This is a genomic window from Pseudomonas sp. FeN3W (assembly GCA_030263805.2).
Lineage (GTDB): Bacteria > Pseudomonadota > Gammaproteobacteria > Pseudomonadales > Pseudomonadaceae > Stutzerimonas > Stutzerimonas stutzeri_G.
The window spans coordinates 3,747,113-3,765,401 of record CP136010.1; the positions used below are offsets into that span (position 1 = coordinate 3,747,113).

An 18,289-nucleotide genomic window follows, 5' to 3' on the forward strand; every position below is an offset into this window, starting at 1 on the left:
AGCTTCTCAGGAAGCATGAAAGCTGGATGTCCTCACGGGCATCCAGCTTTTTATTGCCTGCGGTTTCTTGCCGGCATATTCAAGGCGCACCCAAGGGTGCGCCTTTCCTGCATCAGTGAAGCTTCAGCCGTGGTTCCGTCGTGCGGCTGAGCTTGTCGCCCAGCATCATCAGTAGCGTGCGCGGGATGCCGTACAGCGCGATCTGGTGCATGCGATAGAGCGAGATATAGAACATCCGGGCCAGCCAGCCTTCGAGCATGACGTTGCCGGTCAGATTGCCCATCAGGTTGCCGACTGCCGAGAAGCTCGACAGCGAAATCAGTGAGCCGTAGTCCTTGTAGCGGTAGGTCGGCAGCGTCTTGCCTTCCAGTCGGTTGCGGATCGAGTGGGCCAGCATCGAGGCCTGCTGGTGGGCTGCCTGCGCGCGGGGTGGGACATTGCGGTCGCTGCCCGGCTGTGGGCAGGCGGCGCAGTCGCCAAAGGCGAAGATGTTCTCGTCGCGCGTGCTCTTCAGCGTCGGGTGAACGACCAGCTGGTTGATGCGGTTGGTTTCCAGACCGTCCAGTTCGTGAAGGAAGGCGGGCGCCTTGATCCCGGCAGCCCAGACCTTGAGGCTGGCCTGGATGAACTCGCCCTGCTTGGTGTGCAGGCCTTCGGCGGTGACTTCGCTTACGGCGGCGTCTGTGAGCACCGTGACGCCCAGGTCCAGCAGGGTCTGGTGCACCGGTTGGCTGATGCGTTCGGGTAGCGCGGGCAGCACCTTCGGGCCGGCCTCGATGAGGGTGATGTTCACATCTTCCGGCTTGATGCCGTCGAGCCCGTAGGCGGCCAGCTCCTTGGCGGCGTGCAGCAGCTCTGCGGCCAGTTCGACGCCTGTGGCGCCCGCGCCGACGATGGCCATGTTGATGTCGCTCGAGGCGCCTTCGCCTGCATGCGCCTTCATATAATGGCTTAGCAGCTGCCGGTGGAAGCGCTCGGCCTGCTCGCGGGTGTCGAGGAAGATGCAGTGCTCGGCAGCACCCTGTGTGCCGAAATCGTTGGTCGTACTGCCGACCGCGATCACCAGCGTGTCGTAGTTCAGTGCGCGAGACGGGACCAGTTCCACGCCAAATTCGTCGCGCGTCGCTTCCAGTCGAATGCATTTGCTCGCGCGGTCCAGGCCTGCCATGCGACCCATCTGGAACTCGAAATGGTTCCATTTGGCTTGAGCGACGTAGTTGAGCTCGTCAGCGGACGAGTTCAAGGAGCCGGCGGCGACTTCATGTAGTAGCGGCTTCCAGATGTGTGTGAGGTTGGCGTCGACCAGGGTGATGCGGGCTTTGCCGCGCTTGCCCAGGGTTCTACCCAGGCGGGTAGCAAGCTCCAGGCCGCCGGCGCCGCCGCCGACGATTACGACTCGATGTGACATGGGAGTGACTCATAGCTGCAAGGGAAACGGCGGGGCGCCTGGCGAGCGGAGCTCAAAGCACAAGGCGGCTCAAGAGGCGGCTCAATAACCCGAGCCCGATCACCACGACCAGTACCACAAGCAGAAGAAGCCAGGGGCGAAACGGCTGGCGCTCGACCTGGTGTTGCGGGGCGCGGAGGTATTCGTCGACGCGCTGCTGGTCTTCGGGCTTCAGGCGGCTGGGCATGGGCACCTCGAATGGAATGCAGGCATTCTAGCTGTGCAGGGTCAAAAGCCAAGCGCGAAGTGCGGCGCTTTGCCGCGCGGAGGGTTGGCGGGCATGCCGGGTGGCATGCCCGTGGGGTCGGTCAGGTATTCTTCAGCTTGCGCAGGTTGCCGATGACCGACTCCAGTGCGCGGTCGAACAGTAGGGTGTCGTTGAGCAGTCGAATGGCACCGCGCTGGAATTCGGTCGCCAGGCCCATGCGGGTTTTTTCCAAGACTTTCATGCCGGTGCGATTAACGAAGATGTACTTGCCGGTAGGCTTGATCACCGCCGCCAGCTTGCAGCGCAGCTTGTGTTCTTCGTCTTCCTGGAACTCCACCCAGCTACCGACGCGCAGATTATCGACCTGAACAAGGGCGACATCGTTATCCGGCAGGCTGATCTCTGGCTCCTGGTTGCGGCTCTCGCCAGGCGCCAGCAGAACGATCTCGTCGACCACCTCGACCATTGGCGGTGTGGCTGCTGTCGGGATGTCTGCTGATTCCGCCGGGTTGCCGTCGTCCGCTGGTGCCTCGTTCGGAGCACTCTGCGGTTGCTGGAAGCGTTGCAGAGTCTGAACATGGAGCGCTTCGAGCTGGGTAAAGAAGTCGCCGGTGGAGAAGGGGTCGAAGGCGGCGCTGACCAAGCCATCGCGCAATGCTTTGAGCAGGCTCGGGACCAGCTCCAGCAGGCGGGCGCGCGATTCTTCATCTTCGTGAGGCGTAACGCTCCACACCAGATCGTCCATGGTGTCCAGGGCGGCCTGCCACTCTTCGGACTGGGTGCCATGTTTCAAGCAGGTAAGCAGCAGAACCTTGCTCCAGGCCTCCTGCAGCAGCCGTACCACGACTTCCGGTAGCGTCTTGCCGAGCAGGCGCTGATTCAGTGCGTGTTCGACTTCCTGGCGGGCGATCTCGGCCTTAGCACGCCCCTCCTCGGCATCACGGGTGCGCTGCTCGAGCAGTTCGCTGCGGCGGCGCTCGTCGCCGATGAAGGCAAGGAAGTCCGCCAGCAGCTCGGAGAAAATCGCCGGATCATCGACGAAGTCGTTGAGCAGTCGGGCGACGATCTGTTCGATCTTCTGGTAGAGGCTGTCCCGCTGCGCTTCGTCCTGATCACCCCAGCCCATGGCCGCAGAGGCGATCTCGTTGAGCAGGCGGCGTGCCGGGTGGCTGCCGCGGCTGAAGAAGGTCTTGTCCAGCACCGCGACCTTGAGCAGCGGGATCTGCAGGCGCCCGATAAGCGCCTTCAGCGAGTCGGGCAGGGTGCGGTCATCGAGTATGAACTCGAACAGCATGGAGACAAGGTTGATCACGTCGTCGTCTATCTCGCCGACCACGCGCGATTTGCCGGTCTTGGCGCTGACTCGGTTCAGCAGGCCAGCCAGCTGTTCCTGAAGATCGAATTCGTCGACGGTCTGTGGTGCGCGTGCCTGCATGTGCGACAGCAGGCGGAGCAGGTCGCCGCTGGAGATCGGGATCGCGTCGCTGGGGACATTGCGCGCCGGCAGCATGCTGCTGCCACGGAGTTCGGAAAGCAGGCTGTGCAGTGCGCTGAATGCGGCTTCCTGCAGCCCCTCGTCGGCATGTGTGGCCTGACCAAGTGGCGCTGATGATGCATGGCTTCCGGCTGGCTCGCCGGGACGCTGCTGGCGGCGGGGCGGGGCGGAGTGCAGCTCTGGCAGGATGCCGGCCGCGACCAGGGTCTGGTTGGCTTCGGCATAGAGTTGGTCGATATCCCCAAGCACGTACTTTTCGAAGAGCTTGAAGATGATCAGCTTGACCTTGATCTCTACCCCAAGGCTGCTGCTGGCCTCGATGAAATAGTCGCAGAGTGCGTGTGGGCCGAGCGGGTTGCTCTTGTCATCGAGCTTCTTGCTGATCAGCGCATTGAAACGGGTGGTCAGGTGCCCCAGCGGCTGAGCCGCACGACTCATGACCTTCGCGACCATGGTGTCGACGGCTACGGACTCTTCCAGCTCATCGTTCTGCACAAGCGAAAGGCTGTCGAACGATACGTTGTCCAAGGCAGGGGGCTTGCCGATTTCATACTGATTGAGCTTGGCGAATGCCTCGAACAGTTGCTGTAGGAAGCCACGCTCGATGTTGCGGCGCTTCATGCGCAGATCGCGCATGGCCTCGAAAAAAGCGTTCTGTTCGACGTTGCTGGTGGCGCGGTCGGCGATCTCGAAGAGCGAGTCGTCGGCGTTGTCGAACAGCGACTGCAAGGCCTGACGCAGCTGTTGGGCGGCCTTGTCGCGGACGCTGATGAGCGCCACAGGCAGGCGGCCTGCTGGTGAAGAAGGCTTGTGCTCAGGGGCTGCCTTGTTCAGGTGCACCACTTTCGCATCGGTTCGCATCGAGACTCTCCTGCGGTCGCCTGCTTAAGGGCGGTCACAACGCCAGGTTCAACAGCGTCTTATAAGGGTAACCAAATCGGCAGGGCAGGGCGGAAGGTTCCGGGCGAGCCCGCAATCTAGTGCGGGTTTCTTCTGTCGAACCGGATCCAGCGCAGCATAGCCGAGCGGTCTGATTTTACAACGACACCTCGTCAGCAAGGTGTCGCCATTTGGGTGGCGTCAATATTCTTGAAGGGCATTATAAGCATCGGATTGCGACGCCAAGGCCGGTTTTTTGTTGGACATGACTTGGCTCACAGATACTCGCAAGTTTTCCGCCAGGTGGTAAAAAAAGCCTCTTGAACGCCCGTCAGGGGTTGCGCAGGTTGGCGCTGCGTTAGCGAGCACTGAGCCTTTATACTCCGCGCAATCCTCAGGAGTCAGCCATGCCGAATCTTACACTTGCCGATCTATCTGCAGAAATCGATGCCAACGTTCGACGCGCTCTTGCCGAGGACGTCGGCAGTGGCGACATCACCGCGCAATTGATTCCAGCCGAGCGGCTGGCGCATGCGTCGGTCATTACCCGCGAGGCGGCAGTGATCAGTGGTACGGCATGGGTCGACGCCGTGTTCCGCCAGGTCGACCCACGTGTTGCGGTTCACTGGCAGGTTGCCGATGGTGATCGAATTGGCGCCGATCGAGTGCTGTTCCATCTCGAGGGTCCGGCGCGGGCGCTGCTCACCGGCGAGCGCAGTGCGCTGAATTTCCTGCAACTGCTGTCGGGCGTGGCGACTCGCTGTCGTCACTACGCGGACATGGTCGAGGGGACCGGCGTGCGGTTGCTCGATACACGCAAAACGATCCCCGGACTGCGCCTGGCGCAGAAATATGCGGTCACCTGCGGCGGCTGCCACAACCACCGAATCGGTTTGTACGATGCCTTCCTGATCAAGGAAAACCACATCGCCGCTTGCGGTGGCATCGCCGAGGCGGTAGCTGCTGCGCATCGCATCGCGCCGGGCAAGCCGGTGGAGATCGAGGTGGAGAGTCTGGATGAGCTCGAGCAGGCGCTAGGAGCCGGCGCCGATATCGTCATGCTGGACGAACTCAGTCTGGATGACATGCGCACCGCGGTGGCCGTCAATGGCGGGCGCGCCAAGCTCGAGGCGTCGGGTGGCATCAGCGACGAGACGCTGCGCAGCGTCGCGGAAACGGGGGTGGACTATATCTCCATCGGCTCGCTGACCAAGCATGTGCGGGCGGTGGATCTGTCGATGCGCTTGCGGCAGTAAGGGCGGGGGAGGTTGCGGGGCCTGGCGCAGCGGCTGCGCCAGGCGGATCGGTCAGTGGCGGCTTTTCAGACCGAAATTCTCGTGCAGGGTGCCGGGGGTGTCGTCGCCCTTGGGCGCATAGTCCTTTGGCGGCTCGGTGAAGGCTGGCGACGAAAGACGCTCACGAGTGCCGTGGTTCTCTTCGCTGTGCAGGGCGGCCATCAGGCGTTGACGAGTCTGTTCGTCGAGTGCGAGGCGGCTGGCGCCGTCAGACAGGTGATCCTGGATGTCCTGATAGTTGTTGGTCAGTTTGCGCAGCAGGCTGGCGGTGGTGTTGAAGTGGGTGACCACCTCACTCTGATAGGTGTCGAAACGCTCTTGCAGGTCATCGACCTGACGCTGTGTGCGGTTTGGTGCGCTGCTGCGAGCCACCAGATAACCGATGGCGATGCCGGCGATCAGGCCGACGATCGGGAGCAACCAGGTCGCGAGGGTCTGTTCCACGAGTCCTTCCTCTATATAAACGGCTGTGCTTACGTTAACGTCTCGTACCTGCTCTGTATACCGCGGCGCGAGGCGACGGTCAGCGGCAGCTAGTTAGCAAGACGAGTCGACTCGTCCCAAGGTCACGGAGTTCCTGCTTTGTTGAAACGCGAAACCCCCCTCTCCCTCGATGGCCCCTGCGGGGCGCTGGAAGCGCTGTACTTCGATCAAACTCAGCCGGCGGGGTTGGCGCTGATCTGCCACCCGAACCCGGTCAAGGGCGGCACCATGTTGAACAAGGTGGTCTCGACCCTGCAGCGCACGGCGCGCGATGCCGGCTACAGCACGCTGCGCTTCAACTACCGCGGCGTTGGTGGCAGTGCCGGCGCGCATGACATGGTCGAGGGCGAAGTGGATGACGCCGAGGCTGCGTTGCGCTGGCTGCGCGAGCAGAACCCGGCGCTGCCGCTGACGCTGCTGGGCTTCTCCTTCGGTGGTTTCGTCGCCGGCAATCTGGCCGGGCGGTTGAGCGCCGAGGGCGTGACGGTGCAGCGGCTGATGATGGTGGCGCCGGCGGTGTCGCGCCTTGCCGGGTTGTCGCTGGCTGACGATTGTCAGCTGACGATCATTCAGCCGGAGCAGGACGAGGTCATCGATGCCGAGTCCGTGTACAGCTTTTCCGCACAGCTGCAGCACCCCCATGAGCTGCTGAAAGTGGCAGAATGCGGCCACTTTTTTCACGGCAAGCTGGTGGAGCTGAAGGAACTGGTCGCCCCGCGGCTTTGATGCCCGAGCCTGTTCCTCTTTGCCGCGCACAACGATCGAGAATGACTGCATGACTACCCGCATCCTGACCGGTATCACCACTACCGGCACGCCACATCTGGGCAACTACGCTGGCGCGATCCGCCCGGCCATACTGGCCAGCCGCGACGCGACCGCCGACTCCTTCTATTTCCTGGCCGACTACCACGCGCTGATCAAGTGCGATGACCCGCTGCGTATCCAGCGCTCGCGGCTGGAGATTGCCGCGACCTGGCTGGCCTGCGGCCTCGATGCCGAGCGTGTGACCTTTTATCGCCAGTCCGATGTGCCGGAAATCCCCGAGCTGACCTGGCTGCTGACCTGCGTCACGGCCAAGGGCCTGCTCAACCGCGCCCATGCCTACAAGGCGTCGGTGGACAAGAACGTCGAGGGTGGCGAGGACCCGGATGCGGGTGTCACCATGGGCCTGTACAGCTACCCGGTGCTGATGGCGGCGGACATCCTCATGTTCAACGCGCACAAGGTGCCGGTGGGGCGCGACCAGATTCAGCACGTGGAAATGGCGCGTGACATTGCCCAGCGCTTCAACCATCTGTTCGGCAACGGCCGCGAGTTCTTCACCCTGCCCGAAGCGGTGATCGAGGAGAGCGTGGCCACGCTGCCGGGACTCGACGGGCGCAAGATGTCGAAGAGCTACGACAACACCATTCCGCTGTTCGGCAGCGCCAAGGAACTGAAGGGCGCCATCGCCCGCATCGTCACCGACTCGCGCCTTCCGGGCGAGCCGAAGGATCCCGATAGCTCGCACCTGTTCACGCTGTACCAGGCATTCGCTACCGCGCAGCAGCAGGATGTATTCCGCCAGGAGCTGCTCGACGGGCTGGCCTGGGGTGATGCCAAGCAGCGCCTGTTCGAACTGCTCGACAACGAACTGGGCGAGGCACGCGAGCTGTATCACCAGCTGATCACCAAGCCTGCCGAGCTAGAGGATATCCTCCAGGCGGGCGCCGCCAAGGCGCGCCGGATCGCCACGCCGTTCCTTGGTGAGCTGCGCGAGGCGGTGGGCCTGCGCAACTTCCGCAGCGAAGTGAAAAGCGCCGCGCCAGCCAAGAAGAAGTCCAGCAAGGTGGCGCGTTTCGCCAGCTTCCGCGAGGCCGATGGTGCCTTCCGCTTCCGCTTCTTCGCCGCCGACGGCGAGGAGCTGCTGCTGTCCCGGCCGCTGAGCAACCCGAAGGCGATCGGCGTGCTGACCCAGCGCCTGATCGCCGGCGGCCCGGATGCCCTGGAACTTCGCGAGGATGAAGGCGATCAATTCACCCTGTGGCTGGACGACGAATGCATCGCCGACAGCCCGCGCTACGAGAGCGCCGAAGCGCTCGATGCTGCCATGCTGCGGGTGCGCGAGGCGTTGGCCACGCTCGTCGAATGACGCGCTGCCGCCAGGGCGGAGCGCTCCATGGAACTGCGCTCCGCGGCGTTACGGCGATCTCCAAGAATGGGTGTCCCAGGAGGGCTGACGCTTGAACGACCTGAGTAAATTGCCAACCACCGAGGGCGCCGCTAAAGTGTCGGCCCCGTTTCACTACCCAGACTCCGCCATGACTCCTCTTGAGCGCTATCAGGCCGACCTGAAACGTCCTGACTTCTTCCACGATGCCGCCCAGGAAAACGCGGTGCGTCACCTGCAGCGTCTGTACGACGACCTGGTGGCCGACGATCGCAGCAAGAGCGGCCTGCTCGGCAAGCTGTTCGGCAAGAAACAGCAGGAGCCGATCAAGGGCATCTACTTCTGGGGGGGCGTCGGTCGCGGCAAGACTTACCTGGTCGACACCTTCTTCGACGCGCTGCCGTTCAAGCAGAAGACGCGTACGCACTTTCACCGCTTCATGAAGCGCGTGCACGAGGAGATGAAAACCCTCAAGGGCGAGAAGAACCCGCTGACCATCATTGGCAAGCGCTTCGCCGACGAGTCGCGGGTGATCTGTTTCGACGAATTCTTCGTCTCCGACATCACCGACGCGATGATTCTCGCCACCCTGCTCGAAGAGCTGTTCAAGAACGGCGTGAGCCTGGTGGCGACCTCCAACATCGTGCCGGACGGCCTGTACAAGGACGGTCTGCAGCGTGCGCGCTTCCTGCCGGCCATCGAGCTGCTGAAGAAGCACACCGAAATCGTCAACGTGGACAGCGGCATCGACTATCGCCTGCGTGCGCTGGAGCAGGCCGAGCTGTTCCACTTTCCGCTCGATGCCGAGGCCGAGCAGAGCCTGGAGCGCAGCTTCAAGAGCCTCTTGCCGGAAAACTGCCGGGTCGTCGACAAAGACGTGCTGATGGTCGAGAACCGCGAGATTCGTGCGGTGAAGACCGGCAACGATGTGGCCTGGTTCGAGTTTCGCGAGCTCTGCGACGGGCCGCGCAGCCAGAACGACTACATCGAACTGGGCAAGATCTTCGGTGCCATCCTGCTGGCCAATGTCGAGCAGATGAATGTCACCAAGGACGACATGGCGCGCCGCTTCATCAACCTCGTCGACGAGTTCTACGACCGCAACGTCAAGCTCATCATCTCTGCCGAGGTCGAACTCAAGGACCTCTATACCGGCGGCCGTCTGGAGTTCGAATTCCAGCGCACCCTGAGTCGCCTGCTGGAGATGCAATCGCACGAATACCTGTCGCGGCCGCACAAGCCCTGAGGGTAGCCATAAGCTGCAAGCTGCAAGTAGAAGCGGAAAAAGCCCGTCGGGCGATCCGCGCTTGTAGGTTGTAGCTTGTAGCTTGTAGCTTTCAGCTGCTTTTATGCCGATACTGCTGCCGATACTGGTTCGGTGACAGGTCGGTGTGCTGGCGGAACAGGCGGGCGAAAAAGCTGGCGTCGTCGTAGCCGACCTCGTAGCTGATCGTCTTGATGCTCTTGCCGGTGGTGGCGAGCAGGCTCTTGGCCGTTTCGATTCTCAGGCGCTGCAGATAATGCAGCGGCTTGTCGCCGGTGGCGGCCTGGAAGCGACGCATGAAGTTGCGAATGCTCATGCCATGCTGGCGCGCCACGTCCTCGAAGCGAAACTTCTCGGCGAAGTTGGCTTCCAGCCATTCCTGAATCTGCAGAATCCGCGTGTCCAGATGCAGTTTCTGCCCGCCGAAACCCAGGCGGCCCGGGCTGTAGCTGCGTTGCAACTCATAGAGCACGTCACGCGCCATGCCCTGGGCTACGTGTGCGCCGCAGAAGCGCTCGACCAGATACATGTACAGGTCGCAGGCCGAGGTCGTGCCGCCTGCGCAGTAGAGGTTGTCGCTGTCGGTGAGGTGCTTGTCGGCGCTGAAAGTCACACCGGGAAAGCGCTCGGCGAAATCATTGGCGAAGCGCCAGTGGGTGGTCGCCTCGCGGCCTTCCAGCAGCCCGGCCTGGGCCATCCAGAACACGCCGGTGGCTTCGCCACAGATGACGCTACCCGCTGCGTGACGCTCGCGTAACCAGGACATCACGCCCGGATGCTGCGCACAGAGTGCAGCGAAATCTCCCCAGAACGCCGGGAGGATCACCATGTCGGCGTCGTCCAGCGGGCCATCCACGGCAATGGCGATACCACTGAAGGTATTCACTGCTTTGCCGTCTGGGCTGACCAGGCGGGTTTCGAAAGCGGGGGTGAGGTCAAGGCCGAGTTGTTTGCCATAGCGCAGGCTGGCCATGTGGAAAAAATCCTTGGCCTGGGCGAGTGTCGAGGCGAACACCCCTTCGGTGGCAAGTATGCTGACGTGCTGGATCGAGGCGAGATTGGGCATGCGATTCTAATTATTGTGGTGAGTAACAAGGTAAATCTGCCGTGTGGCGGCTGGAGCGTCCTATTTTTGTACGCGCCTGTCCAGCCTTAGCTGAAACGATGCGGCTGAACCGTCATGGCGACCCGGCGTCGAACCGCTGATGCACAGGAGCGAAGAGATGAGTGAAAGCAGTCAGTATCCGACAGCCCCTTTCGGCGATTGGGATGGCAGCCCGGCTACGGCGCGAGCGATGCAGCAGAGCCTGGCGTCGCAGGTGCGCTTGCAGGACGACTTCCCGCCGTTGCGATTGATCGCCGGGGTGGATGTCGGTTTCGAGGACGGCGGCAGCATCACCCGCGCCACGGCAGTGCTGCTGGATGCCGATACGCTGGAGTTGGTCGGCAGCAGCCTGGCGCGAATCCCGACGAACATGCCCTATATCCCCGGTCTGCTGTCGTTCCGTGAGCTACCTGCCGTGCTGCAGGCGCTCGGCGAGTTGCCAGGCGTCCCCGACCTGATCTTTTCCGACGGCCACGGTATAGCCCATCCGCGCCGTCTGGGCATTGCTGCTCACCTGGGCGTGGTGACCGGCCTGCCCACCATCGGCGTGGCGAAGAAGCTCCTCACCGGGGCGCACGACGAACTGGATCTGACGCGTGGTGCGCAGGTCGAGTTGCGCGACAAGAAGACCGGCGAGGTGATCGGCTGCGTGCTGCGCAGCAAGGACAAGGTACGGCCACTGATCATTTCCCCGGGTAACCGGGTCAGCATCGCCACCGCGCCGCAGCTGGTGATGCGTTATGTAACGCGCTATCGCCTGCCGGAGCCGACCCGGCTGGCCGATCGGCTGGCCTCGCGACGTGAGGAAAAGGCCGCGGCGCGGCGCCTGTCTGGCGTGGCCGAGTAGCTGGCGGCAGTTTGTAACCAGGGTTGCCTGTGGCTGCGGCGGTGCTTGCAGCTGGCCTCTCGCAGACGCTAGCCTGCGGGCCTGTTGTCAGCTCGGACCCTACGATGATTCTGGATTGCGCTACCGGTTGGTGTCAGGGCGTTCGCCACTGCCCGTCACCGAACTTCAACCAGCGGCCGTCCGGCGAGATTTCCCTGCTGGTGATTCACAACATCAGCCTGCCGCCGGGGCAGTTCGGCACTGGCAAGGTTCAGCAGTTCTTCCAGAATTGCCTGCAGTGCCATGAGCATCCATTTTTCGAGGAGATCGCCGAGCTGCAGGTATCGGCGCATTTTCTCATCGAGCGTGATGGCGCGATCACTCAGTTCGTCTCCTGCCTGGACCGCGCCTGGCACGCCGGCGTTTCCTGCTTCGACGGTCGCGAGGGCTGCAACGATTTCTCCATCGGCATCGAGCTGGAAGGAACCGACGACCAGCCCTTCAGCGAGGCGCAATACCAGGCGCTGATCGAGTTGTGCCGGGTTCTGCAGCGTGCGTTTCCGGCTATTACGCCCGAGCGGGTTTGCGGCCACAGCGATATCGCGCCGGGGCGCAAGACCGATCCCGGTCCGACATTCGACTGGCAGCGGCTGCGTGCGGCTTCCATTACCTGCTGACGAAAGGAACGGACGATGAGTTTTCTGGTGATCCTGCTCGTGCTGCTGGTGGAGAAGTTCTCCGACTGGCGGCCGCGCCTGCAACACGACCGCCCATGGCTGACGCGCCTGCGCCAGGCAGAGGCCAGCCCGCGGCTGCGCCAGGCACCCTGGCTGGCGCTGCTGTTGCTGGTGTTGCTCCCAGTGCTGCTGCTCGGCCTGGTGTTGCTTGCACTGGAACCGCTGGCCTACGGCTGGCTGAGCCTGCCGGTGCATCTGCTGGTGTTGCTTTACAGCCTCGGCCGCGGCCATGCCAAGGCTGAGCTCGGCGCGTTCCGCGATGCCTGGCGTCGTGGCGATGAGGAGGCTGCGGCGCTGGCGGCCGAGCGTGACGCCGGTCTGCAGGCGCAGGACCCGCCGAGCCTGTTGTCAGCGGTGCAGGCCTGGCTGCTGTGGCGGAGCTACGAGGGCTTCTTTGCGGTGATCTTCTGGTACCTGCTGCTCGGGCCGATGGCGGCGCTGGCGTACCGGCTGCTGGCGCTGTGCGCCGAACATGCGACGCTCGAAGGGCTGCGCGAGCGAGCCGAGCAGCTGCGGCATGCCTTCGACTGGTTGCCGGTGCGCGTGTTGCTCGGCAGTTTTGCGCTGGTCGGCAACTTCGTCGCCGTCAACCGAGCACTGCTGCACGAGCTGCTGAGCTGGGATGTGCCAGCCCGGCGACTGTTGGCCGATGCAGGTCCGCTGGCCGCCGATCTGCCGTCCGCGATCGACGGTGAGGCGGGCATCGCGCGGATCGACGGGATTGCGGCATTGCTGGTGCGTACACGGGTGTTCTGGTACGCGGTGATTGCACTCTGGACGATCCTCGCCTGACTTTTCCGCCAGCGGCATCGCTAATGGGCGTTCATAACGCCGCCATATGGGAGTTGTCCGCAGAATGGCTGAAACCCGCATGCTAGACATCTCGCCGGGAGTCTGGCGGATATACGGCTGCAGGCTATCATTTGGCCATTACCTTAAGTTACAAAAACGTCTACCGATATCCCGTATAACCCGGGCAGATGCCACTCTCTGACGAGCCCTGCTGCGCGTTGCAACTGCGTGCAAGCCAATACCAATAAAATTGGGAGACGTCGTGTGAATAGTCTGTTGTATCCCGCGATCGCATTCATGAACCGCCTGAGCTTCGGCATGAAGTTCAGCCTGGTCAGCGTCCTGTTTTTCGTTCCCATGCTGCTGAGCAACTACTACCTGGTACGTGACTCGTACCGGGCGTATGTCGGTACCCGTAACGAACTGCAGAGCCTCGAGCTGCTCGGCTCGACCCTGCAGGTGCGGCGCAGCATGGAGGACTGGAAAGACCTCGTGCACATCGAGTCGATCATCGGCCAGACCGGCAATGTCGAGGCGTTGCAGACCCGCCTGAATCGCGTCGAAAGCGAGCTCACGGCACAGTTGCAGGCGCTCGCGCCCGTTGGTGATGCGCCCGAGCAGGTGGCCGAATTCAATGCCCGTCGCGACGAGCTGGTGACCGGTCTGAACGCCGCCCAGGCGGAGCAATCGTTGCAATCCAAAGCCGCCATGGCCGAGTCGCTGCTGGGCCAGTCGCAGGTGATGATCAAGCTCGTCGCCGGCCAGTCCGGCCTCAGCCAGGACCTCGAGCGCGAGGTCCGTCTGCTCGCCGAGCTATTGACCACGGTAACCCCGGCCATCAGCGCATCGCTCGGCGAGGGGCGCGCGGTGGGTTCTTACACCTTCGGTCAGGGCTACCTGAACTCCGATGCCAGCAATAAGCTGGACAACCTCGTGCTGGAACTGGAAAAACAGCAGGCGCAGTACGCTGCACAATTGCAGGATGCCCTCGGCGCGAGCCGGACCGCACGTGCCCGGCTCGACGCGTTCGCCAGCGCCAGCCGTGAGTCCTTGCAGGCGAGCCGCGACATCCTGCAGGACGAGGTGATCATGGCCGACGCGCTGGACCTGCCTTGGGAGCAGTTCTACGAGCGCATCAGCGCGCAGATGGCCAAGACCTACGAGCTGAACGACGCCATCCTGGCGTTTCTCGATGTGGAGCTTGCCGAACGGCTGGAGCAGAAGCGCCTGCTCATGACCCTGCTGCTCTCGGCACTGGCGGTGGTGCTGTGCCTGGTGGCCTACCTGTACGCCGGCTTCTATGCCTCGACGCGCGCCTCGCTGCACCGTCTCGGCAGGATCATGGACAAGGTCGCCGCCGGCGACATGACCGCGCGCTATCAGGTGCAGAGCCGCGATGAGCTCGGCGAGCTGGGCCAGGTGTTCAACACCACCGTGGCGCAGGTCCGTGAGCTGATCGAGCGAGTCGGGCAGACCGTCGCCGAGGTCGAGCGTCAGGCGCAGCGGGTCGAAAGCGTCTCCGGCGAGAGCAACCAGACGGTATCCGAGCAGCGTGGGCAGATCGAGCAGGTCGCCACGGCGATGAACGAGATGTCCGCCACCGCCCAGGAGGTCGCCAGCAGTGCCGAGGCGGCGGTTGGCAGCGCGCAGAGCGTCAACGAGGAAACCGTCAGTGGGCGTGAGCTGGTGGTGACGCAGGTCGGCGGTATCCAGCGGCTGGCCGGCGAGATCGAGCAATCGGTGCAGGTGATCAACCAGCTGGCTGACGACAGCAAGGCGATCAGCCAGGTGCTGGACGTGATCAAGACCATCGCCGAGCAGACCAACCTGCTGGCCCTCAATGCGGCCATCGAGGCGGCGCGTGCCGGCGAACAGGGCCGCGGGTTCGCCGTGGTCGCCGACGAGGTGCGTGGCCTGGCGCAGCGCACGCAGAAGTCCACCGCGGAGATCGAACAGATGATCGCCCGCCTGCACAGTGGTGTCGGTGCGGCGGTGAAAACCATGCATGCCAGCCATGCGCTGGCAGAAGACACCGTTGGCCAGTCGGGGCAGGTGGAGCAGGCGCTGGAGAACATCCTCGGCGCGGTGGGGCTGATCGTCGATCAGAACCAGCAGATCGCCGCCGCGGCCGAGCAGCAGACAGCCGTGGCGCACGATATCGATCGCAACATCGTCGCCATCAACGAGGCTGGCCAGCGTACCGCCGAGGGCGCCGGGCACACCGAACAGGCGAGCCGCGAATTGAGCCAGCTGGTCGGGCGGTTGCAGCAATTGATCGGTGCGTTTCGGGTTTGACCGCGGCGGTGCTCAGGGCTGCGACCAGCCGAACAGTTCGCAGCTGTTGCGATAGCTGGCAGCGGCCAGCTCTTCGGCGCTGACGCCCTTCAGATCGGCCAGCATCCGACAGATCTCCGGTAGCAGTTCCGGGCTGTTGCGCTCGCCGGCATGGCCCGCCGGCGGGATATCCGGCGAGTCGGTTTCCAGCACGATGGCCTCCAGCGGCAGTTGCTTGAGCACCCGCTGCATGCGTAGCGCCTGTGGCCAGGTACCGGCACCCCCGAGGCCAAGCTTGAAGCCGAGACGCATGTACTCCTGGGCTTCCTCCCAGCTGCCACTGAATGCGTGCACGATACCGGCGCGCCGCAGCTTGTAGTGTTTGAGCATGGCGACCATCGGCGCGTGGGCGCGACGTACGTGCAGCAGCACCGGCAGCTCGAACTCGGCGGCGAGCGCCAGCTGGGCTTCGAGCAGTTCATGCTGGCGCTCGATGTCCGGATCCTCGACGTAATAGTCCAGGCCGATCTCACCGATGGCACAGAGTTTGGGCTCACCGCGCAGCCGCTCCAGCCAGTCGCGTAGCCGGCCCAGATGCTCGTCCCGATGCTCGGCGATGAACACCGGGTGCAGGCCCAGTGCGGCATGAATGGCTGGCTGCTCGCAGGCTAGCTGCCAGACCCGTTCCAGATTCGCTTCGTCCACGCCGAGTACCACGATGCGCTCGACGCCAGCGGCCACGCTGCGGACGATGACCTGGGTCCTGTCATCATCGAACATCTCGAAATCGAGATGGGTATGGGTGTCGATCAGCTGCACGACAGGCTCCGTTAGGTCGGTGGCGGCGGGTGCGTAATGCTACCTGGCCTTCAGTGGCTTTCCTCTTCGATCTGGATATCGCTGACGCCTAGCTCCTCAAGCCGCCTGGCTTCGCTGGGACGTATCGGGTTTTCCCAGGGGGCGTCGACCGCCGCGCGTGGTTCGCGGACGTAATGCAGCAGTATTTCCAGTTCGGCCTGCTCCAGACCGGGCACTTCGAACGAGCTGATCAGCAGCGAGGCCGGTTCGCCGTTGATGCAGTAATGGATGCGGTAACGCTTCAGATCGGTCATGGCGGGCGTCCTGCGGTTGGCGGCACTGAAGTATCCGACCGCCGAAATCCGCTCAGGCTCCCGAGTCTCCCCCTGCTTCGCGCTCGAGCAACGCCGCCTTGCGCTCCAGCCCCCAGCGGTAGCCGGTCAGCGCGTTCTGGCTGCCGACCACACGATGGCAGGGCACCAGCAGGCCGACGGGGTTGCTGGCGCAGGCACGGGCGATTGCGCGGGCGTGGCTGCCGAGGCTTGCTGCCAGCTCACCGTAGCGCCGCGTCTCGCCGGCAGGAATCTGCTGTAGCGCCTGCCAGACACGCTGCTGGAAGGCGGTGCCGCGCAGATCGAGCGGTAGCTGGGCGGCACGTTGCGGTTCTTCCAGCTGGCTGACGATTGCCTGCAGCCATTCACCCAGGCCTTCCTGATCGCGCTGCAGCAGCGCCGCGGCAAAACGGGAGCGCAGCTCGTCTTCCAGCGCTGTCTGGTCGTCGCCGAACAGCAGGGCGCAGATGCCTTTGTCGCTGGCTGCGACCAGCAGCAGGCCGAGTGGGCAGGGCGCCAGGGCGTAGCGCAGGGTTTCACCCGCCCCTTTGCGTCGGCGTTGGGCCGGCGTCAGCGCCTGCGTATCCGCATAGGGTGCCCGCGTGCCGGAGCAGCCGGCGGCGAGGGCGGCATCGAGCACCGAGTCGGCCACGGCCAGGTGGCTTTCCAGACGTTCGCGGCGGCGGGCCGCTGACCAGGCCCGCGGGGTCATGCCGGTGCGCGCCTTGAACGCCCGAGACAGGTAGGCCGGGGACAGACCGATGCGCGCGGCCAGTTGTTGCAGCGGCAGCGGTGCCTCGGTTTCGTCGAGCAGGCGGCAGGCGGCGATCACCAGCGCATCGAGCTGCTCGTTCGGGCTCGGGCCGCAAGGCGAACAGCGGCGACATGGCCGGTAACCGGCGGCCTGGGCTGCCGCTGGATCGGTGTAGAACGTCGTCCGCTCGCGAGCTGGCCGGCGTGCCGGGCAGCTGGGTCGGCAGAAAATACCGGTCGAGCGTACGGCGAACACGAAGCGGCCATCGAAGGCGGCATCGCGTTCGCATAGCGCTTGCCAGCAGCGGTCCTGGTCGAGCATGGCGCGACTCCCCTGATTGATGCTGCGATTGTCGGTCCTGACCGGACCTGCGCCAATCCAAAGCGTGCTTTCAAAGTCGGGGAGCATGGAAGCCACCCCGTGATTGCCGTAACCTGCAGCATCGCCCTGACCGAGAAGGACCTGCAAGCCGCTGATGAAAACGCCTAAACGACTCGAACCGCTGATCGAGGATGGCCTGATCGACGAGGTGCTGCGGCCGCTGATGAGCGGCAAGGAAGCAGCGGTATACGTGGTGCGCTGTGGCGATGAGCTGCGTTGCGCCAAGGTCTACAAGGAAGCCAATAAGCGCAGCTTCCGCCAGGCCGTGAAATACCAGGAAGGCCGCAAGGTGCGCAGCAGCCGCGATGCGCGTGCCATGGCCAAGGGCTCCAAGCACGGGCGCAAGGAGAAGGAGGACAACTGGCAGAACGCCGAGGTTGCGGCGCTGTTCCGCCTGGCCGACGCCGGCGTGCGCGTCCCCAAGCCCTACGACTTCCTCGACGGCGTGCTGCTGATGGAGATGATCGCCGGCGAGGATGGCGATGCCGCGCCGCGACTGAACGACGTAGATCTGCATCCGGACGATGCCCGCGAATTCCATGCGTTCATGATTCACGAAGTGGTCAAGATGCTCTGTGCGGGGCTGGTGCACGGCGACCTGTCGGAATTCAACGTGCTGCTCGACGAGCACGGCCCGGTGATCATCGACCTGCCGCAGGCGGTGGATGCGGCCGGCAACAACCATGCGTTCGAAATGCTCGAGCGCGATGTCGGCAACATGGCCGCCTATTTCGGACGCTTTGCGCCGGAACTCAAGTTCACCCGTTACGCCAAGGAGATGTGGGCGCTGTACGAGCAGGGCAAGCTGACCACCGAGACCGAGCTGACCGGGGAATTTGCCGAGCCCGAAGATGCCGCGGATATCGCTGCGGTAATGCGGGAGATCAAGGCCACGCTGGCCGAGCAGGCGCGGCGGGAGGCCTTGCGCGGCGCGGACGATGCGCCGAAGGATGAGCCGCCGGAGCCGCCGTGGATGAGAGGCTGATCGGCAGTCTCTGGCAGGAGCCGGAGACTGCCGGTTCTGTTTTGCGAACGGATTGGAGGTTCCAAGGCTTCTGCTAGCTAGG

General features: G+C 63.8%; 17 protein-coding genes. 9 read left to right on the plus strand and 8 right to left on the minus strand.

Translation table 11 applies throughout. The features are described 5' to 3' along the window. Positions 1–112: 112 nt before the first annotated feature. The 3 genes from P5704_017665 to P5704_017675 all read right to left on the minus strand — a co-directional run bounded on the left by P5704_017665 (position 113) and on the right by P5704_017675 (position 4,011). Complete coding sequence (locus P5704_017665) at positions 113–1,408, minus strand: NAD(P)/FAD-dependent oxidoreductase (GenBank protein ID WOF77844.1); 1,296 nt, start codon at positions 1,406–1,408, stop codon at positions 113–115. 52 nt (positions 1,409–1,460) lie between these two features. After that, complete coding sequence (locus tag P5704_017670) at positions 1,461–1,634, minus strand: DUF3094 family protein (GenBank protein ID WOF77845.1); 174 nt, start codon at positions 1,632–1,634, stop codon at positions 1,461–1,463. Positions 1,635–1,755: 121 nt separating this feature from the next. Further along, complete coding sequence (locus P5704_017675; GenBank protein ID WOF77846.1) at positions 1,756–4,011, minus strand: DUF1631 domain-containing protein; 2,256 nt, start codon at positions 4,009–4,011, stop codon at positions 1,756–1,758. A gap of 425 nt (positions 4,012–4,436) precedes the next feature. Between P5704_017675 and nadC the strand changes: the two genes are divergently transcribed. Continuing rightward, the gene (gene nadC / locus P5704_017680; GenBank protein WOF77847.1) at positions 4,437–5,285 is read left to right on the plus strand and encodes a carboxylating nicotinate-nucleotide diphosphorylase; all 849 of its coding nucleotides are present in this window, start codon (positions 4,437–4,439) and stop codon (positions 5,283–5,285) included. Positions 5,286–5,336: 51 nt separating this feature from the next. On the opposite strand, the gene P5704_017685 is transcribed toward nadC, so the two are convergent. Then, positions 5,337–5,768 carry a DUF1043 family protein gene (locus tag P5704_017685; protein ID WOF77848.1) on the minus strand — a complete coding sequence of 144 codons (432 nt, stop codon included), beginning with the start codon at positions 5,766–5,768 and terminating at the stop codon, positions 5,337–5,339. Between the two features lie 138 nt (positions 5,769–5,906). On the opposite strand from P5704_017685, the gene P5704_017690 reads away from it, so the two are divergent. From P5704_017690 to zapE, 3 genes are all read left to right on the plus strand, one after another. Beyond that, a complete protein-coding gene (locus tag P5704_017690) occupies positions 5,907–6,533 on the plus strand; it encodes an alpha/beta fold hydrolase (GenBank protein WOF77849.1) in 627 nt (208 codons plus the stop codon). A gap of 49 nt (positions 6,534–6,582) precedes the next feature. Beyond that, positions 6,583–7,941, plus strand: a complete 1,359-nt coding sequence (locus P5704_017695) for a tryptophan--tRNA ligase (protein WOF77850.1) — start codon at positions 6,583–6,585, stop codon at positions 7,939–7,941. A gap of 169 nt (positions 7,942–8,110) precedes the next feature. Further along, positions 8,111–9,205 carry a cell division protein ZapE gene (zapE, locus tag P5704_017700; protein WOF77851.1) on the plus strand — a complete coding sequence of 365 codons (1,095 nt, stop codon included), beginning with the start codon at positions 8,111–8,113 and terminating at the stop codon, positions 9,203–9,205. A gap of 91 nt (positions 9,206–9,296) precedes the next feature. On the opposite strand, the gene P5704_017705 is transcribed toward zapE, so the two are convergent. Beyond that, complete coding sequence (locus P5704_017705; GenBank protein WOF77852.1) at positions 9,297–10,289, minus strand: GlxA family transcriptional regulator; 993 nt, start codon at positions 10,287–10,289, stop codon at positions 9,297–9,299. Between the two features lie 157 nt (positions 10,290–10,446). On the opposite strand from P5704_017705, the gene nfi reads away from it, so the two are divergent. From nfi to P5704_017725, 4 genes are all read left to right on the plus strand, one after another. After that, positions 10,447–11,175, plus strand: coding sequence for a deoxyribonuclease V (gene nfi / locus P5704_017710; protein ID WOF77853.1), 729 nt, complete (start codon positions 10,447–10,449; stop codon positions 11,173–11,175). Positions 11,176–11,279: 104 nt separating this feature from the next. After that, on the plus strand, positions 11,280–11,831 hold the full coding sequence (ampD, locus tag P5704_017715) for a 1,6-anhydro-N-acetylmuramyl-L-alanine amidase AmpD (protein WOF77854.1): 552 nt from the start codon (positions 11,280–11,282) through the stop codon (positions 11,829–11,831). Positions 11,832–11,846: 15 nt separating this feature from the next. Continuing rightward, entirely contained in the window at positions 11,847–12,683 is an 837-nt protein-coding gene (gene ampE / locus P5704_017720) for a regulatory signaling modulator protein AmpE (GenBank protein ID WOF77855.1), read from the plus strand. Positions 12,684–12,947: 264 nt separating this feature from the next. Continuing rightward, a complete protein-coding gene (locus P5704_017725; protein WOF77856.1) occupies positions 12,948–14,978 on the plus strand; it encodes a methyl-accepting chemotaxis protein in 2,031 nt (676 codons plus the stop codon). A 12-nt stretch (positions 14,979–14,990) separates the two neighbouring features. Here P5704_017725 and P5704_017730 read toward each other — a convergent pair whose 3' ends face one another. The 3 genes from P5704_017730 to ada are packed head-to-tail and all read right to left on the minus strand — an operon-like array spanning position 14,991 to position 17,162. Further along, positions 14,991–15,776 (minus strand): TatD family hydrolase, encoded by a 786-nt coding sequence (locus P5704_017730; protein ID WOF77857.1) that lies wholly within the window; start codon positions 15,774–15,776, stop codon positions 14,991–14,993. A gap of 50 nt (positions 15,777–15,826) precedes the next feature. Next, positions 15,827–16,069: a hypothetical protein gene (locus P5704_017735; protein WOF77858.1), complete on the minus strand. Its 243-nt coding sequence runs from the start codon at positions 16,067–16,069 to the stop codon at positions 15,827–15,829. A 52-nt stretch (positions 16,070–16,121) separates the two neighbouring features. After that, a complete protein-coding gene (gene ada, locus P5704_017740) occupies positions 16,122–17,162 on the minus strand; it encodes a bifunctional DNA-binding transcriptional regulator/O6-methylguanine-DNA methyltransferase Ada (GenBank protein ID WOF81273.1) in 1,041 nt (346 codons plus the stop codon). A gap of 154 nt (positions 17,163–17,316) precedes the next feature. Between ada and P5704_017745 the strand changes: the two genes are divergently transcribed. Further along, positions 17,317–18,207, plus strand: a complete 891-nt coding sequence (locus P5704_017745; protein ID WOF77859.1) for a PA4780 family RIO1-like protein kinase — start codon at positions 17,317–17,319, stop codon at positions 18,205–18,207. Positions 18,208–18,289: the final 82 nt, after the last annotated feature.